The sequence below is a fragment of the Bradyrhizobium sp. BR 1432 genome (assembly GCF_051547705.1).
GTDB classification, from domain to species: Bacteria; Pseudomonadota; Alphaproteobacteria; order Rhizobiales; family Xanthobacteraceae; genus Bradyrhizobium; species Bradyrhizobium zhanjiangense.
The window spans coordinates 1,042,116-1,056,912 of sequence record NZ_JBPUGF010000003.1 but is presented as its reverse complement, the minus strand read 5'-3'; the positions used below and the strand labels follow the sequence as shown (position 1 = coordinate 1,056,912).

Sequence of the window (14,797 nt, the reverse complement as noted above, 5' to 3'; positions counted from 1 at the left end):
GAAGGACTCGAGAATGGAGCGCTCCGTTCTGTCGCCGCCGGAACGCCTGTGAACTCCAATCGTCGTCGCTGATCAGGAGGCCGGCATGAAAATGATCCTTTCCGCGATAGCAGCTTCTGTCCTTCTGGCGACGCTGGCTATCGCGGACGAAGCACCTCCTTCTTCGCAGCAGAAGATCCAGCAGGTCCGCGACTTTGCGAGAGAAACGGCAGACTGTTCGAAGCAGGTCTGGCCACATTTCTCCGATGCTTGCCTCCGCTCCGAAAGGGCGTTTCCGGGGTCGTGACCACGGAACGTCGATAGCAAACCGATTTGGTTGAGTCGAAGCCTCAATGAGCATCGTTCGACATCGGGAACAAGTGGCAACTCGGCGCGTTGGGGCGGGCATCTGAACGGTGCGGCTCACCTTTGAGGAGATGATCGATGAAAAGCTTTCTTGCCGTCGCTTTGCTTGGCACTGCCGTGATCGGCGGCGCTGCGTTCGCGCAATCCACTCAGCCGGCCGATCGCGCCGCGCCGACTGCCACCGCCCTGCCGGCGGATGCCAAAATGGCGCTCAAGGGCAATTGGCGCGCCTCGAAGCTCATGGGCCTGAACGTCTACAACGAGGCCAACGAGAAGCTCGGCGACATCAACGAACTGCTGGTCGACAAGAGCGGCAAGATCAACGCGGTGGTGATCGGTATCGGCGGTTTCCTCGGCATGGGCGAACACGACATCGCCGTATCGATGGACAAGCTGAAGTTCGTCGAAGAGCCGGTGCGGACGAGTTCGACCAGCACCTCGACCACCACTTCGCGCGATACGACCACCGGCGCGGCTTCGACGAACACGACGAGCCGAAGCGCGAACGATTGGGTCCCGGATCACGCCGTCATGAGCGGCAATAAGGAGCAATTGAAGGCGCTCCCGCAGTTCAAGTATTCGGATTACAACTGACAGGACGAAGCGTTAGAGATCGAAGGGCCTCCGTCAGGAGGCCCTTCTTGTTTGCGCGGCCGGCGGATAGGCTCAAAACAAAACGGCCCGCCCGGAGCCGGACGAGCCGTTCGTGCGAGCGTCTAATCGCTCAGTGCATGTGAACTATCCAATAGCCGACGCCGCCAACAACGAGCACGGCAGGAACGGCCCATAAAATCAGTGCAGGCATCTTCTCCTCCAATTGCTGTCAGAACGCCGCCAAGCCGGCCTGGCCTGCGCCAACCGTTTACTGTTCGGTGCAGACCTTGGTGGTCTTCACGGCGGACTCGGCTTCTGTTTTGGTCTTGTAGACGCCGTCGCCCACGACCGTCGTGGTGGTCGTCGTCGGCTTGGTGTCGACGACGGTGCACTTCTTGGTGGTCGCATCGCGGACGATGTAGAACTCGGCGGCGCTGGCGGCCTGGGTACCGAGCGCGAAGGCGGCGAGAGCGCCGCACACGATCAGCTTCTTCATGATGTTCTCCTCATACGACTTCGAAAGTAGTCACTGCCAACGAGGAGGCATGACCGAAGTTCCGGTGTTCCCGCCCCGGCCGGTGCGTCTCATTTCGCTACACAGCAATCGTACCGGAAGAAATGCTGGAATTTGCGTTGCCAACAATTCCCGGAAAGGAACTGCGCGGTGCATCCGGGGTTTGATCGACGTCCGCATTTAGGAGGTTTCAGATGAACAAGCGTTTATTCTTGGCCACGACTGCAGCAGTTGCGATCGCGACTTCGGCTTTCGCGCAGTCTGCTCCGAACACGTCGAACACCAATCCGTCGGCTGCGCAGCGTCACCAGGATTCCAACCAGACCACCACGGCTCCTTCGACTTCGGCACCGTCCAGCCCGTCTTCGGGCTCCGCGCAGAACGTCAATCCGTCGACGAACTCGGCCCAGACGCAGTCTCCATCGTCGGCGGGGCAGACCGCTGCGGGCCAGTCGTCCAATTCCGGTGCTGGCGCCAACACGCAGGCGCCATCCTCGAACAACTCGACCAACCAGGCGCAGACCACTCAACCCTCCACCCAGACCACCACGCCTTCCAACCAGGCGCAGACCAATTCTCCTTCGAACACGAATACCCAGACGCAGAGCGCCAATCCTCCCGCCTCTGGCATCAACCAGGCGCAGTCGCCGACGGGTAGCGGTTCGACCAACACGGCCCAGCAGCCGAACAATCAGCAGAACACGGCCGATCGTTCGTCGAACACCAACGTGAACGCGTCGGTGAACATCAACGATCAGCAGCGGACCCGTATCAGCTCTTCGATCTCGCACCTGAACGTGCAGCCGCTCACCAACGTGAACTTCTCGCTTTCGGTGGGCACGGTCGTGCCGCGGGACGTCCGCCTGCAGCCGCTGCCGGCCGAGGTCGTCGAGATCGTGCCGCAGTACCGCGGCTACGACTTCGTTTTGGTCAAGGACGAGATCGTCATCGTGGAGCCGTCGAGCTACAAGATCGTAGCGACCCTGCCGTACTCGGGTCGTTCCACGGCCGCCGCGCCGGCGCGCACGGAACAGCGTAAGGCGACGTTCAGCGATCGCGATCGGGAAGTCATTCGGAAGCATGCCAAGGCGCGCCCGGTCGAGCGCGAGCGTCGCACCACCGGCAGCACGGTCCGCACCGAGATCCGCACCGGCGAGCGCCTGCCGGAAGGCGTGGAGATCGAAGCGTTCCCGGAAGAGGTCTATCGGGATGCTCCGACCCTTCGCGAGTACCGGTACATCAACCGGGACAGCCGCACCTACATCGTCGAACCCCATGAACGTCGCATCATCGAAGAGATCGACTGACCTCGCCAAGGAAGGAGAACACCCAATGAAGACCATCGCGCTAGGAGCTTTCGCGGCGGCCCTGATGGCGTCGTCTGCGGGTGCTACCCCTCTTGCACCCGCGGCCATCGCGTCGACGGAGATCGGGGGCATCGAGCAAGTCCGACTCGTCTGCAACGAGTATGGCCGCTGCTACCGGACCCGCGGTCCCCGCTATGTCCAACGCTACTACGGTGGAGACGACGGCTATGTGGTCCGCCGCAGCTACGGCTACTATGGCGGCCCGGGCTACTACGATCGCGGCTATGGCTACTATGGCGGTGGCCCGAGCATCGGCTTCAGCTTCGGCACCGGCCGTTGGTAAACTGTACGGCCGATGGGCCGCCCTCCAGGGCGGCCCATTTCCAGATGGCATCTTCGGCTTGCCCCGAGATGGTTGCATCCTCAACGGCCCGTCGGTCGCTCGGCGATCACATCTTGCGCGAGCCAGCGGGACCTCGTCCTCGACGCGGCGCTGCCATAGCATAGTCTGCGGAAGCTAAAATTCGCTGCTAATTCGCAATGCTCCCTCAGTGGACTGGTGCTACGCTGTGTCCAGCGGGGGAGACTAACAATTGGCCATCTACCGAATACTTCAAAACTCGCCTCTGGGGCCTGAAGAGATCACGCGGCTTTCGACAGCTTACGAACAAGCCCTGCGAACGATTGGCGTACAGGATCGCAACGACCCCCTCACCGAACTGATTGCCAAGAAGATCATCGAGATCGGTCAGACCGGCCCGCTCTCGGTAGCGTTCCGCGATCTGCCACCCATCGACCTGTCCGGGCAGTCTGACGTCAGTGACCAGCACGTCCGCGACGTGGCGCTGGCACCAGGCCAGCGCTTCCTCCCCGGTGCTCACGTGGATCACGTGATAGCCTGCTTCGCGCAGCGCTTCGGCGACGAATTCGCGGATTAGAGGGTCGTCCTCGACGAGAAGTACACTCACTGGTGGCTCACTTGTTACGGACGTCGAACGGCCAAAATGCGTGGCCGTTCCTGACGGGTAGCCGGCCGACGTGGAAGCCTGTTCTGCCTGGCCTTATGACCGGCTGAGGAAGTCCCCTTGAGTTCGGGACTCGCGGAGGCCTCAGGGTTTCGGGGCTGGTTGCGGCGTTGGCGAAGCTTGCGACGCGGAGGGCTGCGGTGCAGGGGCGGTCGCGGGCTGCTGCGGAGCCCTCTGTCATGCGGGACACATGTATCCATGTTGCTCAACAGCCGTTTGGCTCGGAGGTCACGTGCCTTATACTCGCGTCGCCGGTCGATGTTGGCTGCGGCTCAGGCGCACCATAGCGCAGGGACCGCTTGCGCTATCGAAAGAGGGAGCAATGGGCAATCGCACATCGGAGCGAAGGACACCGACCGCAGCCACGAAAAGGATCGACGTTATCCCTCAGGCCGGCTTGTGCAGATGGCGATGCTGAGGGAAATACCATCGCATGACTTCTCGCAGGTTGTCGGAATCTCCGCGCGCCCAGTTGCGCATGATTTCACAGCCGAAGGAGATCGCCGTGATGGGTCTTGCCCCGGCCTGAATCATTCGGTCGAACGCGCGTTCGTGCGCGACCGAAGAGATGCCGCCCACCGCGTCGGCGACCGGATAGACCTCGTAGCCTTCGGCCAGCATGTCGAGGGTCGGAAAGGCCAGGCAGACCTCGGTCCAAAGCGCGCCGATGACCACCTTGCGCCGCCCGGTGTCCTGGACCGCCTTGCGGAAGTCATCGTCTTGCCATGCATTGACGCCCGTACGGTCGATCTCTTCCACTCCCGGCAAAGCCGCGCGGATCTCCGGAATCGTGCCCTCGTTCACGCCCATGTCAACCGCGACCGTCGAGAGCACCACGGGGATGCCGTAGGCTTGTGCGAGTTTGCATAGCGCAACCGCATTGAGGGTGATCTCCTCACGGGAGGATGAAATCACGCTGGAATACTGCTCAGGCTGGTAGTCGATCAGGACCAGAACGCAGTTTTGCGGGGTCAGAAGGTGATCGGCCTTCGGATCGCGGACGGGTTCGGGCTGGGTCTTTGCCACGTTGTTTCTCTTTCGAATTGAAGTGAAGCGGTCGTCATTGATGATCTAAGTCTATATCAGAAAGATCTGCTGATGCGCGAGCTTCACCACTGTGCCGACGAGCCGGGCGTCAGCCAGATCATGATGGAGCAGGGACCTGAGAGGCTGGGTCATCACAGCGCGCTGAGATCGTCGGCGCGTCGCCGAATTTGCGGATGATCTTGGAATCGCCGAAATCGCCGCTGGACGGATCCCCGGTTCGCGAGAACGCGACGGCCCCGGCGTGGCCGGGCTTACGCGACAGCGCTTCGGCGCGCATGACGGCGACGTTGGCGCTCAGGCACTCGACCGCCTCGCCGGCCGTGACCCCGTCGTCGGCCAGAACGAACGGCAGCGCCACGTAGTAGGTGACGTCCATCTTAGTCACTCCTTGCGGCCGCGCTGCGCGACATGCCGACCGCCTTCGACATCGCCGCGCGCAGCTCGTCGGCCTCGGCCTCGAGAAAATCGACGGCGACGAGCAGCGCCGTGACCGCCTCCTGAGGGTCTACGTCCCAGGCCGCGATGGCCTGGTCGGCGGCTGCCTCCAGGTCCTCGGGGGCGGATGCGGATGGCGCGGGCTCGGCGGACATCCGATTATGTTCCCGTTTCGTTCGAGTCAAGGGCCTCATGGCGCAATTCGCCGGCGCCGGCAGCACCTTCGGCATAAACTGCGGGGATAGGCCGATGCGTGTCGGAACGAGGCGGCCTCGTTCGTCTTGAATCCGAGCCGCCCTCGTTTTCGGAGTACCGCGTACATGGCCCCGCGTGCCAATTGGAAGGGGTTTCTGCGTCTCTCGCTCGTCACCTGTCCCGTGGCCGTCTATCCGGCGACGTCGGAGAGCGAGAAGATCTCCTTCAACCAGCTCAACCGGCAGACCGGCCACCGCATCAAGTACCTGAAGGTCGATGCGGACACCGGCGACGAGGTACCCGCCGAGGACATCGTCAAGGGTTACCAGCTCGAGAAGGACCAGTTTATCGAGGTCACCAAGGAGGAGCTGGAGGAGATCGCGCTCGAGTCCACGCGCACCATCGAGATCGATGAGTTCGTCGATCGATCCGACATCGATCCACGCTACCTGATCCGCCCCTACTACATCAGGCCCGACGGCAAGGTCGGGCACGACGCCTTCGCGGTGATCCGCGAGACGATCCGCGAGATGAACAAGGTCGCGATCGGGCGCGTGGTGCTGACCAACCGCGAGCACATCATCGGCCTGGAGCCGATGGACAAGGGCCTCGTGGGCACGCTGCTGCGTTACCCCTACGAGTTGCGCAGCGAGCAGGAATATTTCGACGAGATCCAGAACGTGAAGGTCACCAAGGACATGCTCGATCTGGCGAAGCACATCGTAAACCAGAAGGCGGGCCGGTTCGACCCGGACAAGTTCGAGGATCACTACGAGACCGCGTTGATCGATCTCATCAACCAGAAGCGCGCCGGCAAGCCCATCACGCCGAAGGAGCGGCCCGCCGCGGGCAACGTCGTCGACCTGATGGAGGCGCTGCGTCGGAGCGTGGGCGGCCCTGCGGCCGAGACCGCGGCACCGAAAAAACCGGCCAAGAAGGCGAGGAAGGCGGCGGCCGGGCAAAAAGAGATGCTGATGCCGATCCAAGGCAAGAAGTCTGCTAAGGAGGCGGCGACGAAGAAGCCCGCAGCCAGGCCGCATCGGAAATCTGCCTGACGGAGTAGGAGAGCCGCATGGATATGAAAGAAGCCGCGGCGATGACGGAAGCCTCCGGGCTGGTCGACGAGCAGGGCGACATCCAGCGAACGTCCGATGCGCGCCAGCGACCGCTCCAGTCGCACTCGCAGGATGCCGCGATCCGGTGGGCCGATCGGCTGCGCAATGTGACGGTGAAGGCCCCGTTGCAGTCGCTGTTCGTCGCGTTCCTGCTGGGAATCTGGGTCGCGCGCCCGCGCTAGGAGACCAGGAGAGCCTGCACGCTTCATGGCCAGGAAGCTCAGGACCTTTCAGACCTCGCTGGGCTTCTACGACCTCGCGATCGCGGCGCCTTCGATGAAGGCGGCGCTGGAGGTGTGGGGCGCCGGCAGCAATCTCTTCCAACAGGGCGTAGCCACGGAAACGGACGCGTGGTCGCCGAGACGATGTCAAAGCCGGGCGTGGTGCTCAAGCGGCCGGCGGGATCGAGCGGGCGCTTCGCCGAGCAGTCCGATCTGCCGTCCGACCTGGGATCCGGCGATCACGGGGCTCGGCGCGACAGGCGTCGCGCGAAGTCGGCGAAGCGACCCGCTCCCAAGGCCGTTTCCAAGATCAGCGAACGGGACGCCCGGAAGGCCGCCGCAGATTTCGAGAAGGAGCAGAAGTGGCGCGAAGCCGAGCGCCGCCGCGAGGAGGCCGCCCAAGAAAGGGATCGCGAACGGCGTGAGAAGGCGACGGCGAAAGCGCAGACCGCGCTGGACAAAGCCGAGCGTGAGCACGCGGAAACCGCCGCGGCCATCCAGGCCGAGGTCGAGGCTCTCGAGAAGCGTTCGCGGGCCGAGGACGCTAGGTGGGAAAAGGAAAGAGAACGACTGCAAGCCGCTCTCCGCCGCGCGCGGGAGTAGGTCGGCAAGTTCGCATTAACTATGGCGATTCCGTCCGCAAAAAATTTGCGCCGGGGTCTTGAAACTTTTCCCGGCCTTCTAAATTTTTTTGGCGTCGCCGCTGCGGCGATCGGGACGCCTTCGGGGTCCCGCGACTTGAGACGGGCGCCCGGACGGTGTCCGGAGCCTGCTCGTACCCATCTTGCTCTTAGGAGGACTTGGATATGAGGTATGATTGGACTCCCCTCTGGAGGTCGACCATCGGATTCGACCGCCTTTTCGACGCTCTTGACGAGGTCCAGCGGACCGCCGAAGAGACCTATCCCCCCTACAACATCGAACGTCTCGACGAGAACCGCTTCCAGATCACGGTGGCGCTCGCCGGCTTCACGCTTGACGAGGTTTCGCTGACCAGCGAACAGAACGTTCTGACCCTCGAGGGCCGCAAGGCGGACAAGGAGGGCAAGACCTTCCTGCACCGGGGCATCTCGACCCGCAGCTTCAAGCGCCAGTTCACGCTCGCCGATTACGTCGAGGTCAAGGGTGCCCGCTTCGAGAATGGCCTGCTCTTCATCGACCTGCAGCGGGAGATTCCCGAGGCGATGAAGCCGCGTCGCATCGCGATCAATGGTGCCGGCCCGAGCAACGTGACCCAGATCGAAGCCAAGGCTGCCTAATACGGGACCACGTGTCCTCATCACCAGGCCGCGCGGGATCGTTCCGCGCGGCCATCGTCACCTCGTCTTAGAATGGAGGCAGTCATGCGGCCGACGACCGCTCTGCACGACAACGTCATCGATATCAACGCTCTCCTGCACCCCGGCACCGCTTTCGAGCATCCCCGGGACGTCGTGTCCCATCCGGGTCTAAGCCTCTCCGAAAAGCGCGCCATCTTGGCCTCGTGGGCGTCCGATGCGTCCGCGATCGCGTCGTGCCCTTCGTTGCGTGCCCTGGAAGGCCTCAAGGCGCCTGTCACGATCGACGAAATCCTGGAGCCGCTTTGCGCGTTGGATGAAGGCCCCCGGGATCCGCCGGGCGGCAAGCCGATGCGCCTGCGGCCGGTCGAACGTGCTGTGGCTTAGGAGAGAAACGTTGCAGATCACATCGAGAGACGGCGCCGAAGCTTCGGATCGCGATCTCGCGCGCAAGCTGCTGCAGCAGGTCGACGAGTGGAGGACGATGCGCTCGCCGGCGCGCACCCGCACGTCCAGTGGCGTGCAGGTCGAGAGGCGGTTCAGGCGGCGGGCGGTTGCTGCTCATTTGGCGGCTCCGCAGTCGTCGGCAGCAATATAGCCTGCCAATCGATTTCTGCGACTTCGTCCGGCGGAATGGAGGCTTCGAAGCTTCGCAAGCCGGCATGTTCCGGGCAAACCTCGACCGCGAACGCAATCAATTCTCGGATGCGGGCGTTGTCGCCGGCTATCCGGTTCTGTTCTGCCAATCGCAAAGTGAAGGCCGCCTCGAGAACCCGGTCGAGCTGCAGCGTTTCTGCGTGATGGCGCTGGCGGAAGTATCGTGCGTGAAGCTCTTCCATTTGGGACAGGGTCCAATCAGGGTTTTCGGCCGTTGCCAACTGCGCTGCCAGGCTCACGAAGGAGGGCTCCTTGGAGTCCGCCTCGTACGTTTCGATGAGCATCGGGTATTGCTTGGTGCGCATTTCCTCTGGGAGCGTAGAAGATGTAATAGAGCGCGAGCAGCGGAGGCGTTGCCCCGGTTTGGCAAGGCCGGGCACGAGCGTCTCGGCTTTCTCCAGTATCGGCCGGATGTCATTCAGTCGTGCGGTGGGCTCCAGAAGCCAGCCTACGATCTACTGCGCGCACCCCGAAAGATATCGCGGTGCGGATTTTGCGTCGAGACCTTGAGGGTCGCTGAGCCGGACTTCCGCGGCCCATTCCATTAGTGTGATGGCGCAGAACTGATCTCGGTGGTTCGCCAAGGCTGCGATCGTTAGTAAGCCCGCGCATTTATCGAGCTCAGCACTAGGAAGCCGATTGAAGAGCGCATCTAACTTGGCGTCTGCATGCACCATGAACGAAACATCGCAACGCTTATAGCCATCCTGATATTAACTATGAGCAGCCTCTGGTCACAATGTCGTTTCCTGCGCATTCTCATGTATCGAGTCGTCGCAGCTCCTTTACTCCTCGCCCTAGCCGTTTGCGCAAAAGTGTTCGCAGCGTGACACCATCCGAATAGCCCACTTGGCTGGCAATCACTTCCACGCTTTGCGCGCTGGTTCGTAACAAGTGCACTGCGTGCTCGACGCGTAGATCCTGATAATAGGAGAGCGGAGATTTTCCGAGCACGCTCTCAATTCGTCTTTGCAAGGTCCGCTTGCTTGTGTGCATAGCTTCAGCTGCGGCTTCGAGCGAAAACCTTTCGTGCAAGCGCTCCCTCGCCCAGCGCTCAAAGCGCTGGACTAGCGGGTCGGCCTGGGCAAGATGTACGGGTATCATGTAAGGCGCCTGCGATGGTCGCACATCCACAAGGAGATAGCGGGCAGTCATGTCAGCCAAAGCAGGACTGGCGCTACGCACGAGCCAAAGGGCTACCTCCAGATGTCCCATTGCAGCTCCAGCTGTGACGAAGTTGCCGGAGGACACTAGCATCCGTTGCTCATCCAAATGCACATTGGGGTAGCGTTGCCGAAACAGCGGGCCGAGCCACCACGCGGTGGTCGCCTCATGACCGTTCAGCAACCCGGATTCAGCGAGCAGAAAGCCCCCAATGCAAGCTGAAGCGATGCGCGCACCTCCATCATGCCAATAGCGCAATTGATGGGCGGCGTCAGAGATCTCCCCCGCGCGAGCGCCTGGACTAGCGGCTCGGGCATTTTTGTCCCCAAAGCTGGAACCACCACCCAGTCCGGCCGATCCACACTCGATACCCTCTCTGCCGGTACAAGCAGCCCCAGAGAGGTGCGGATGTTTCTTCTCGTTCCGACGACGCGAACGTCGAATCTGGACGAGAGCATGTTCTGAGCCATGGCCAATTCGTTGGCAGTGGCAAGTGTGTCCAACACCGCGGCGAGGCCTGTGTCGAATACACCATCGACGGCGAGCACTGCTATTCTCATGGCGCAAATGATACCAAAATAGTCATTTATGCCAATAGGCCATGAATGAAGCTGGTCTATGAATGCCGGATCAGATTTCGATCAAACGTAAGGAGACTATCACCGTGATTGAGCTCGCGCTGTTTGCCCGTCTTGAAGCTAGACTCGGCAAGGAAGACGAAGTTGCGCAATTCCTCCGGTCTGCGCTCGCCATGGCGCGGGAGGAGAATTGCACGCCGATTTGGTTCGCATTGCGCCTGTCGGAGACAACTTTCGGTATCTTCGACGCTTTTCATGACGAGCAAGGACGGCAGGGACACCTCAGTGGTCCGATTGCTGAAGCCCTGAAAGCGAATGCATCCGATTTGTTCTCCGTTCCGCCCAAGATCGAACTGATCGAGGTGCTGGGAATGAAGAACGAGTGGTCGGAAAACTGACTCTCGCCGCGATCACTGACGATTTTCCCAGCTCCTTCGAAGAGAATATACCATGAGCCTGAAAGCGTTCACCTGTCTTTTGCCACTTGTCACGGTCATTGTCGGCGCTATCCCTCTTGCATCAGGGCCGACTGCTGCCCAATCGCCGGAGAAGTTTACACTCTCTAGCGTCGACATCGCGCCAGGCAGCAAGATTGATAACAAATTTGTCTTGAACGGTTTTGGCTGCAAAGGAGGGAACGTATCGCCTGCGCTGCAGTGGAGAAATGCGCCAGCTGGAACGAAGTCATTCGTTCTTCAAGTGTACGATCCGGATGCCCCAACGGGAAGTGGTTTCTGGCACTGGACGGTTTACAATATCCCATCCTCCGTGACCCAGCTCGCTCAAGGTGTGGGCAATACTCCCGCGAATTTGCCAGCAGGCGCCTATGGTGGCGTCAACGATTTCCACGACACCGGCGCTATTGGCGTCAATGGCAATTATGGCGGTCCATGCCCGCCGGTGGGCGACAAGCCACACCATTATGTTTTCACGCTATATGCGTTGGCAGTCGAAGACATCGATGCTGCCGCCGGCATTCTGAAGACCGGTACCGCAGGCCTACATGGTTTCGCGTTGAACAAGGGCTTGGGCGATAAGATGCTTGGCAAGGCCTCGTTCACCGCTCTCTATGGTCAATGATCGAACGCTCTACGCCATTCAGCGTCTCGTTCCCTCGGGTGGGCGCCGTCGAGTCCGAAAGCGCTTAGGCGCACGAAGGTCTCGTCGGTCCCACCTCGGAAATCAAGGCGGAAAACCTGCGCAATATGTGCGCCGGCCGACATTTATCAGCGGCTGCCCAACTGATCATTCCAGTAGTGCTAAATCATGAGAGATGTTGAGTTCGGAGCAAGAGTGGAGAATCGCGCTGACCGTCATCAACGCGGAATTCAGCTCTATTGCGTCTTTTCCTTTCTCGTCGATGCGTCCGGACGCAGAGCCGTGGCCGGCATCTCGAGGCCCTGCAGGCTGCTGCAGCCTATTCTGGTTTTCGAACTCAAGTGTGAAGCCGGACCGGGTGACTTCGATAATAAGACACGGCGGTTCGGTGCCCCTGGGTCGGCGTTGATGCCGCCACGCTATGGCGACCCAGCGAAATGATATTGGCGCAGAGCAGCGATGGTCGTCTAACCTATCAGAGGAGATATCAGAAATATGTTCTGGGATGGTGCGAGAGGAACTCCCTCGGGCTTAAGCACCGCGTCGGCGGCAGAAAGCGAGCAATGATTCACCACGGAGGCAAGATACTCTAGCGTCTGGAGGGATAAAATGCGCAAGCTGGCTCGTGTGTACTTGAAGAAAAACGTCAGTCTGCCTCCGCTAGCGAACAAACAAGCCAACGAGATGCTGACAGATCTGCGCCTGACTCGATTAAAATTCAAAAAGACGCAAAGCATTGCCCGCGTTGGTTATTGGGAGAGCGACCTTAAAACAGGATTGATCACCCTATCAGACGAAGCCTATCGCATCCTTGGGCTAGTGTCGCGTCAAGGTGCAATTACGCTCGACGAGGCGACTGAGCGATTACACCTCGAAGATCGGACAATCTGGCGCTCGGTGGCAGCCGAGGTATTGGACTGCGGCTCCCCCTGTAATCTAGATTGTCGCGTAGTTCGTCCAGACGGAGAGATCCGCTTTGTCCACTGCCAAGGCGATCTGATAAGGGGGGCCTCAGGTCGGCCCGTCAGCGCGTTCGGGGTGGTGCAAGATATCACCGATCGCAAGCGGGCCGAACGCTTCACGCAACTAGTCTTTGAGCGCTCCCATGATGGAATTTGCATCATGGGGCAGGACTACCGGTACCAACGCGTTAATCCGGCTTACGAAAATATGTTGGGATTGTCCGCCAAGGACCTCGTGGGAACGCACTTGGCTGATGTCGTTGGATCTGCATTCTTTGAGCAAAAGCTCAAACCCCAGTACGACCGTTGCTTCGAGGGAGAGGAAGTCGGATTGACGGATTGGTTCACATACCATCAGGGTCGTCGGTACGTTTCGGTGACTTATTCGCCCTTGCGACCCAGGTCGGACCGAGTTGAAGCGATCCTTATGATGACTCGCGACCTCACAGATCATGTACTAGCGTCCGAAGCATCGCGCGCGGCACAAGCAGAACTCGCTCACTCCAACCGCGTCGCGACCATGGGGCAGTTGACGGCCTCGATTGCCCATGAGGTCAATCAGCCAATCGCGGCGGCCGTAATGAACGCCCAAGCCGCCATACGCTGGCTCGATGCAGAGTCGCCTCGTCTTCAGAAGGTCCGTGATTCCCTAGATATGATCGTCGACAATGGAATACGAGCCGCAGAGATTATTGGCCGAATTCGTGGTCTGGCAAAGAATGTTCCACCTCGGAAGGACACCATCGACATCAACAACGCAATCGTTGATGTCATCGCGTTAGTCCGAGGTGAGGTATTAAGGCGTGGCCTTTCCTTGCAAGCGGATCTCTCGGCGGGTTTACCGCCCGTCGAAGGTGATCGCGTTCAGCTGCAACAAGTTGTTCTTAATCTAGTAATGAACGCTGTGGATGCCATGAGTGGCTACGCCGAGGGCACGGGGGAGCTCAGAATTAGCACCTCTCGGGAGGAGTCAAACCGCGTGCTTGTGTCTGTGCAGGATACGGGACCGGGGCTGCCAACGAACGCAATGGACCGCCTTTTTGAAGCATTTTACACCACTAAGCCTGAAGGGATGGGAATGGGGTTGACCATCTGCCGTTCGATCATCGAGGCGCATGGAGGGCGGTTGTGGGCCACGCCGAATGGATCGCGCGGAGCTATATTTCAGTTCAACATGCCGATGAGACGCGATGAACAAGATCATGCCAGTTGAATAGGCGCGGTCAAGACGGTCCGCCGTCGAATCGTCGTCACCAAGCGCAAAGGTTAGCAGAGGTCATAATTATACCGGCGGTCAAGTACGGTGACCCTCCAGTGGGTAACAAGCCGCTTGGCTACGTTTTTACGCCTCGTGCGTTGGCGGTGACCAATATCGACGCAGCCCGCGTTCTCAAGTCTGGGACGGCAGCTCTCCACAGCTTCGCACTGAATAGGGGTCTGACGACAACGTGCTCGGCAAGCCATCGTTCACAGAACTTCCACGCCCGTTAATCGACGGCCCATCGGTTTTATCGAGAGCTGACCCGGGATGCCGCGGTTCGACGTTAGCTCAAGTCACCGGTTTCCCGTCTTTTCGGACTTGCCGTCCAGGAATTGGCTTTGAAGTGCAAGCTTTCACTACCGGCTTTCCCTCAATGGACCGCAGAACTTCCATCTGCCCCGCAATTATGATGATCCGGCTTTTCTGCTCCAGCACAATCTGAGCAACGCGCTCATTCAATTTTACTCACTGCACAATCCCCTTATTCAGCGTCGGCACAAGCGGTGCTACTACGTCCCTACGATCAGCGATTTGAACTGCGCGTGAAGGTCCAATGGCCAAGGACGCTGCGCGGAGTCCACCCACCGGCGCCCGAAATCTCATTTCGGTCTCCGCATGTCTTCGTTTCGTTGGATGATGCACAACGGCGAAGATATCGCTCTGGATATAATCGATCGGCGCATCGGCTGCTGGAATCCATTCTCGTCCGCGAGAGCCTCGTGGAATAGACGCGTAAGCGGCGGATAGCTTGATCGCAACTCCTGCGCCAGTCCGCCGGACTTCTTCCGATCGACAACTTATTATGGTTATCGACGTCCCCCTGACCATTCATATTGACAATCTGCCCTTGGTGCGAACGACCCGGACTTTTTGATCATGCTCTCTCGAAAGGGGAGCTTAAGGGCGGATCTCCAACGAAAGTGCCTTCGTCGGCCGATGCCGCGCCGCTATCGATGCTTCGCAAAATGATATTGGCTCTAAGAAGCCCTTCTCGTCTAAATG

Annotated in this window: 19 protein-coding genes and 1 pseudogene; 12 read left to right on the top strand and 8 right to left on the bottom strand. The window is 60.1% G+C overall.

The annotated features are described in order from the left end of the window. Positions 1-85: 85 nt before the first annotated feature. Entirely contained in the window at positions 86-286 is a 201-nt protein-coding gene (locus tag ACSKB8_RS05035; protein WP_438102947.1) for a hypothetical protein, read from the top strand. 137 nt (positions 287-423) lie between these two features. After that, on the top strand, positions 424-939 hold the full coding sequence (locus ACSKB8_RS05030) for a PRC-barrel domain-containing protein (RefSeq protein WP_438102945.1): 516 nt from the start codon (positions 424-426) through the stop codon (positions 937-939). A gap of 268 nt (positions 940-1,207) precedes the next feature. Here ACSKB8_RS05030 and ACSKB8_RS05025 read toward each other — a convergent pair whose 3' ends face one another. Next, positions 1,208-1,435 (bottom strand): hypothetical protein, encoded by a 228-nt coding sequence (locus tag ACSKB8_RS05025; RefSeq protein WP_038383553.1) that lies wholly within the window; start codon positions 1,433-1,435, stop codon positions 1,208-1,210. Positions 1,436-1,647: 212 nt separating this feature from the next. Here ACSKB8_RS05025 and ACSKB8_RS05020 point away from each other — a divergent pair, with 212 nt between their 5' ends. Further along, positions 1,648-2,760: a DUF1236 domain-containing protein gene (locus tag ACSKB8_RS05020; RefSeq protein WP_438102943.1), complete on the top strand. Its 1,113-nt coding sequence runs from the start codon at positions 1,648-1,650 to the stop codon at positions 2,758-2,760. Between the two features lie 25 nt (positions 2,761-2,785). After that, complete coding sequence (locus ACSKB8_RS05015) at positions 2,786-3,103, top strand: hypothetical protein (protein WP_438110406.1); 318 nt, start codon at positions 2,786-2,788, stop codon at positions 3,101-3,103. Between the two features lie 205 nt (positions 3,104-3,308). Here ACSKB8_RS05015 and ACSKB8_RS05010 read toward each other — a convergent pair whose 3' ends face one another. From ACSKB8_RS05010 to ACSKB8_RS04995, 4 genes are all read right to left on the bottom strand, one after another. Further along, positions 3,309-3,728: a response regulator transcription factor gene (locus tag ACSKB8_RS05010; RefSeq protein ID WP_438102941.1), complete on the bottom strand. Its 420-nt coding sequence runs from the start codon at positions 3,726-3,728 to the stop codon at positions 3,309-3,311. Positions 3,729-4,172: 444 nt separating this feature from the next. Beyond that, positions 4,173-4,811, bottom strand: coding sequence for a hydrolase (locus ACSKB8_RS05005; RefSeq protein WP_438102939.1), 639 nt, complete (start codon positions 4,809-4,811; stop codon positions 4,173-4,175). A gap of 118 nt (positions 4,812-4,929) precedes the next feature. Further along, entirely contained in the window at positions 4,930-5,208 is a 279-nt protein-coding gene (locus ACSKB8_RS05000; RefSeq protein ID WP_438102938.1) for a hypothetical protein, read from the bottom strand. Between the two features lies 1 nt (position 5,209). Next, complete coding sequence (locus ACSKB8_RS04995; protein ID WP_438102936.1) at positions 5,210-5,422, bottom strand: hypothetical protein; 213 nt, start codon at positions 5,420-5,422, stop codon at positions 5,210-5,212. Positions 5,423-5,587: 165 nt separating this feature from the next. On the opposite strand from ACSKB8_RS04995, the gene ACSKB8_RS04990 reads away from it, so the two are divergent. From ACSKB8_RS04990 to ACSKB8_RS04970, 5 genes and pseudogenes are all read left to right on the top strand, one after another. After that, a complete protein-coding gene (locus tag ACSKB8_RS04990; RefSeq protein WP_438102934.1) occupies positions 5,588-6,517 on the top strand; it encodes a Ku protein in 930 nt (309 codons plus the stop codon). A 17-nt stretch (positions 6,518-6,534) separates the two neighbouring features. After that, positions 6,535-6,759, top strand: a complete 225-nt coding sequence (locus ACSKB8_RS04985; protein ID WP_438102932.1) for a hypothetical protein — start codon at positions 6,535-6,537, stop codon at positions 6,757-6,759. A 25-nt stretch (positions 6,760-6,784) separates the two neighbouring features. Continuing rightward, a pseudogene (locus tag ACSKB8_RS04980) lies at positions 6,785-7,401 on the top strand (cell envelope biogenesis protein TolA). 203 nt (positions 7,402-7,604) lie between these two features. Then, positions 7,605-8,057: an Hsp20 family protein gene (locus ACSKB8_RS04975; RefSeq protein ID WP_438102930.1), complete on the top strand. Its 453-nt coding sequence runs from the start codon at positions 7,605-7,607 to the stop codon at positions 8,055-8,057. An 84-nt stretch (positions 8,058-8,141) separates the two neighbouring features. Next, positions 8,142-8,462: a hypothetical protein gene (locus tag ACSKB8_RS04970; RefSeq protein ID WP_438102929.1), complete on the top strand. Its 321-nt coding sequence runs from the start codon at positions 8,142-8,144 to the stop codon at positions 8,460-8,462. 152 nt (positions 8,463-8,614) lie between these two features. Here the strand turns inward: ACSKB8_RS04970 and ACSKB8_RS04965 are convergent, their stop codons facing one another. The 3 genes from ACSKB8_RS04965 to ACSKB8_RS04955 all read right to left on the bottom strand — a co-directional run bounded on the left by ACSKB8_RS04965 (position 8,615) and on the right by ACSKB8_RS04955 (position 10,444). Next, complete coding sequence (locus ACSKB8_RS04965; RefSeq protein WP_438102927.1) at positions 8,615-9,037, bottom strand: hypothetical protein; 423 nt, start codon at positions 9,035-9,037, stop codon at positions 8,615-8,617. 454 nt (positions 9,038-9,491) lie between these two features. Then, complete coding sequence (locus ACSKB8_RS04960; protein ID WP_438102925.1) at positions 9,492-10,079, bottom strand: GlxA family transcriptional regulator; 588 nt, start codon at positions 10,077-10,079, stop codon at positions 9,492-9,494. Further along, positions 10,073-10,444 carry a hypothetical protein gene (locus ACSKB8_RS04955; protein ID WP_438102923.1) on the bottom strand — a complete coding sequence of 124 codons (372 nt, stop codon included), beginning with the start codon at positions 10,442-10,444 and terminating at the stop codon, positions 10,073-10,075. Before ACSKB8_RS04955 ends, ACSKB8_RS04960 begins: the two co-directional genes overlap by 7 nt. 74 nt (positions 10,445-10,518) lie before the next feature. Here ACSKB8_RS04955 and ACSKB8_RS04950 point away from each other — a divergent pair, with 74 nt between their 5' ends. The 3 genes from ACSKB8_RS04950 to ACSKB8_RS04940 all read left to right on the top strand — a co-directional run bounded on the left by ACSKB8_RS04950 (position 10,519) and on the right by ACSKB8_RS04940 (position 13,747). Next, positions 10,519-10,872 carry a putative quinol monooxygenase gene (locus ACSKB8_RS04950; RefSeq protein WP_438102922.1) on the top strand — a complete coding sequence of 118 codons (354 nt, stop codon included), beginning with the start codon at positions 10,519-10,521 and terminating at the stop codon, positions 10,870-10,872. Positions 10,873-10,924: 52 nt separating this feature from the next. Further along, positions 10,925-11,554, top strand: coding sequence for a YbhB/YbcL family Raf kinase inhibitor-like protein (locus ACSKB8_RS04945; protein WP_438102920.1), 630 nt, complete (start codon positions 10,925-10,927; stop codon positions 11,552-11,554). Between the two features lie 627 nt (positions 11,555-12,181). Next, positions 12,182-13,747 (top strand): ATP-binding protein, encoded by a 1,566-nt coding sequence (locus ACSKB8_RS04940; RefSeq protein WP_438102918.1) that lies wholly within the window; start codon positions 12,182-12,184, stop codon positions 13,745-13,747. The last annotated feature ends 1,050 nt before the right edge of the window (positions 13,748-14,797 follow it).

Coding starts and splice junctions, on each gene's coding strand:
- ACSKB8_RS05035 (WP_438102947.1), top strand. CDS start 86: ATGAAAATGATCCTTTCCGCGATAGCAGCTTCTGTCCTTCTGGCGACG.
- ACSKB8_RS05030 (WP_438102945.1), top strand. CDS start 424: ATGAAAAGCTTTCTTGCCGTCGCTTTGCTTGGCACTGCCGTGATCGGC.
- ACSKB8_RS05025 (WP_038383553.1), bottom strand. CDS start 1,435: ATGAAGAAGCTGATCGTGTGCGGCGCTCTCGCCGCCTTCGCGCTCGGT.
- ACSKB8_RS05020 (WP_438102943.1), top strand. CDS start 1,648: ATGAACAAGCGTTTATTCTTGGCCACGACTGCAGCAGTTGCGATCGCG.
- ACSKB8_RS05015 (WP_438110406.1), top strand. CDS start 2,786: ATGAAGACCATCGCGCTAGGAGCTTTCGCGGCGGCCCTGATGGCGTCG.
- ACSKB8_RS05000 (WP_438102938.1), bottom strand. CDS start 5,208: ATGGACGTCACCTACTACGTGGCGCTGCCGTTCGTTCTGGCCGACGAC.
- ACSKB8_RS04995 (WP_438102936.1), bottom strand. CDS start 5,422: ATGTCCGCCGAGCCCGCGCCATCCGCATCCGCCCCCGAGGACCTGGAG.
- ACSKB8_RS04990 (WP_438102934.1), top strand. CDS start 5,588: ATGGCCCCGCGTGCCAATTGGAAGGGGTTTCTGCGTCTCTCGCTCGTC.
- ACSKB8_RS04985 (WP_438102932.1), top strand. CDS start 6,535: ATGGATATGAAAGAAGCCGCGGCGATGACGGAAGCCTCCGGGCTGGTC.
- ACSKB8_RS04975 (WP_438102930.1), top strand. CDS start 7,605: ATGAGGTATGATTGGACTCCCCTCTGGAGGTCGACCATCGGATTCGAC.
- ACSKB8_RS04970 (WP_438102929.1), top strand. CDS start 8,142: ATGCGGCCGACGACCGCTCTGCACGACAACGTCATCGATATCAACGCT.
- ACSKB8_RS04965 (WP_438102927.1), bottom strand. CDS start 9,037: ATGCGCACCAAGCAATACCCGATGCTCATCGAAACGTACGAGGCGGAC.
- ACSKB8_RS04950 (WP_438102922.1), top strand. CDS start 10,519: ATGCCGGATCAGATTTCGATCAAACGTAAGGAGACTATCACCGTGATT.
- ACSKB8_RS04945 (WP_438102920.1), top strand. CDS start 10,925: ATGAGCCTGAAAGCGTTCACCTGTCTTTTGCCACTTGTCACGGTCATT.
- ACSKB8_RS04940 (WP_438102918.1), top strand. CDS start 12,182: ATGCGCAAGCTGGCTCGTGTGTACTTGAAGAAAAACGTCAGTCTGCCT.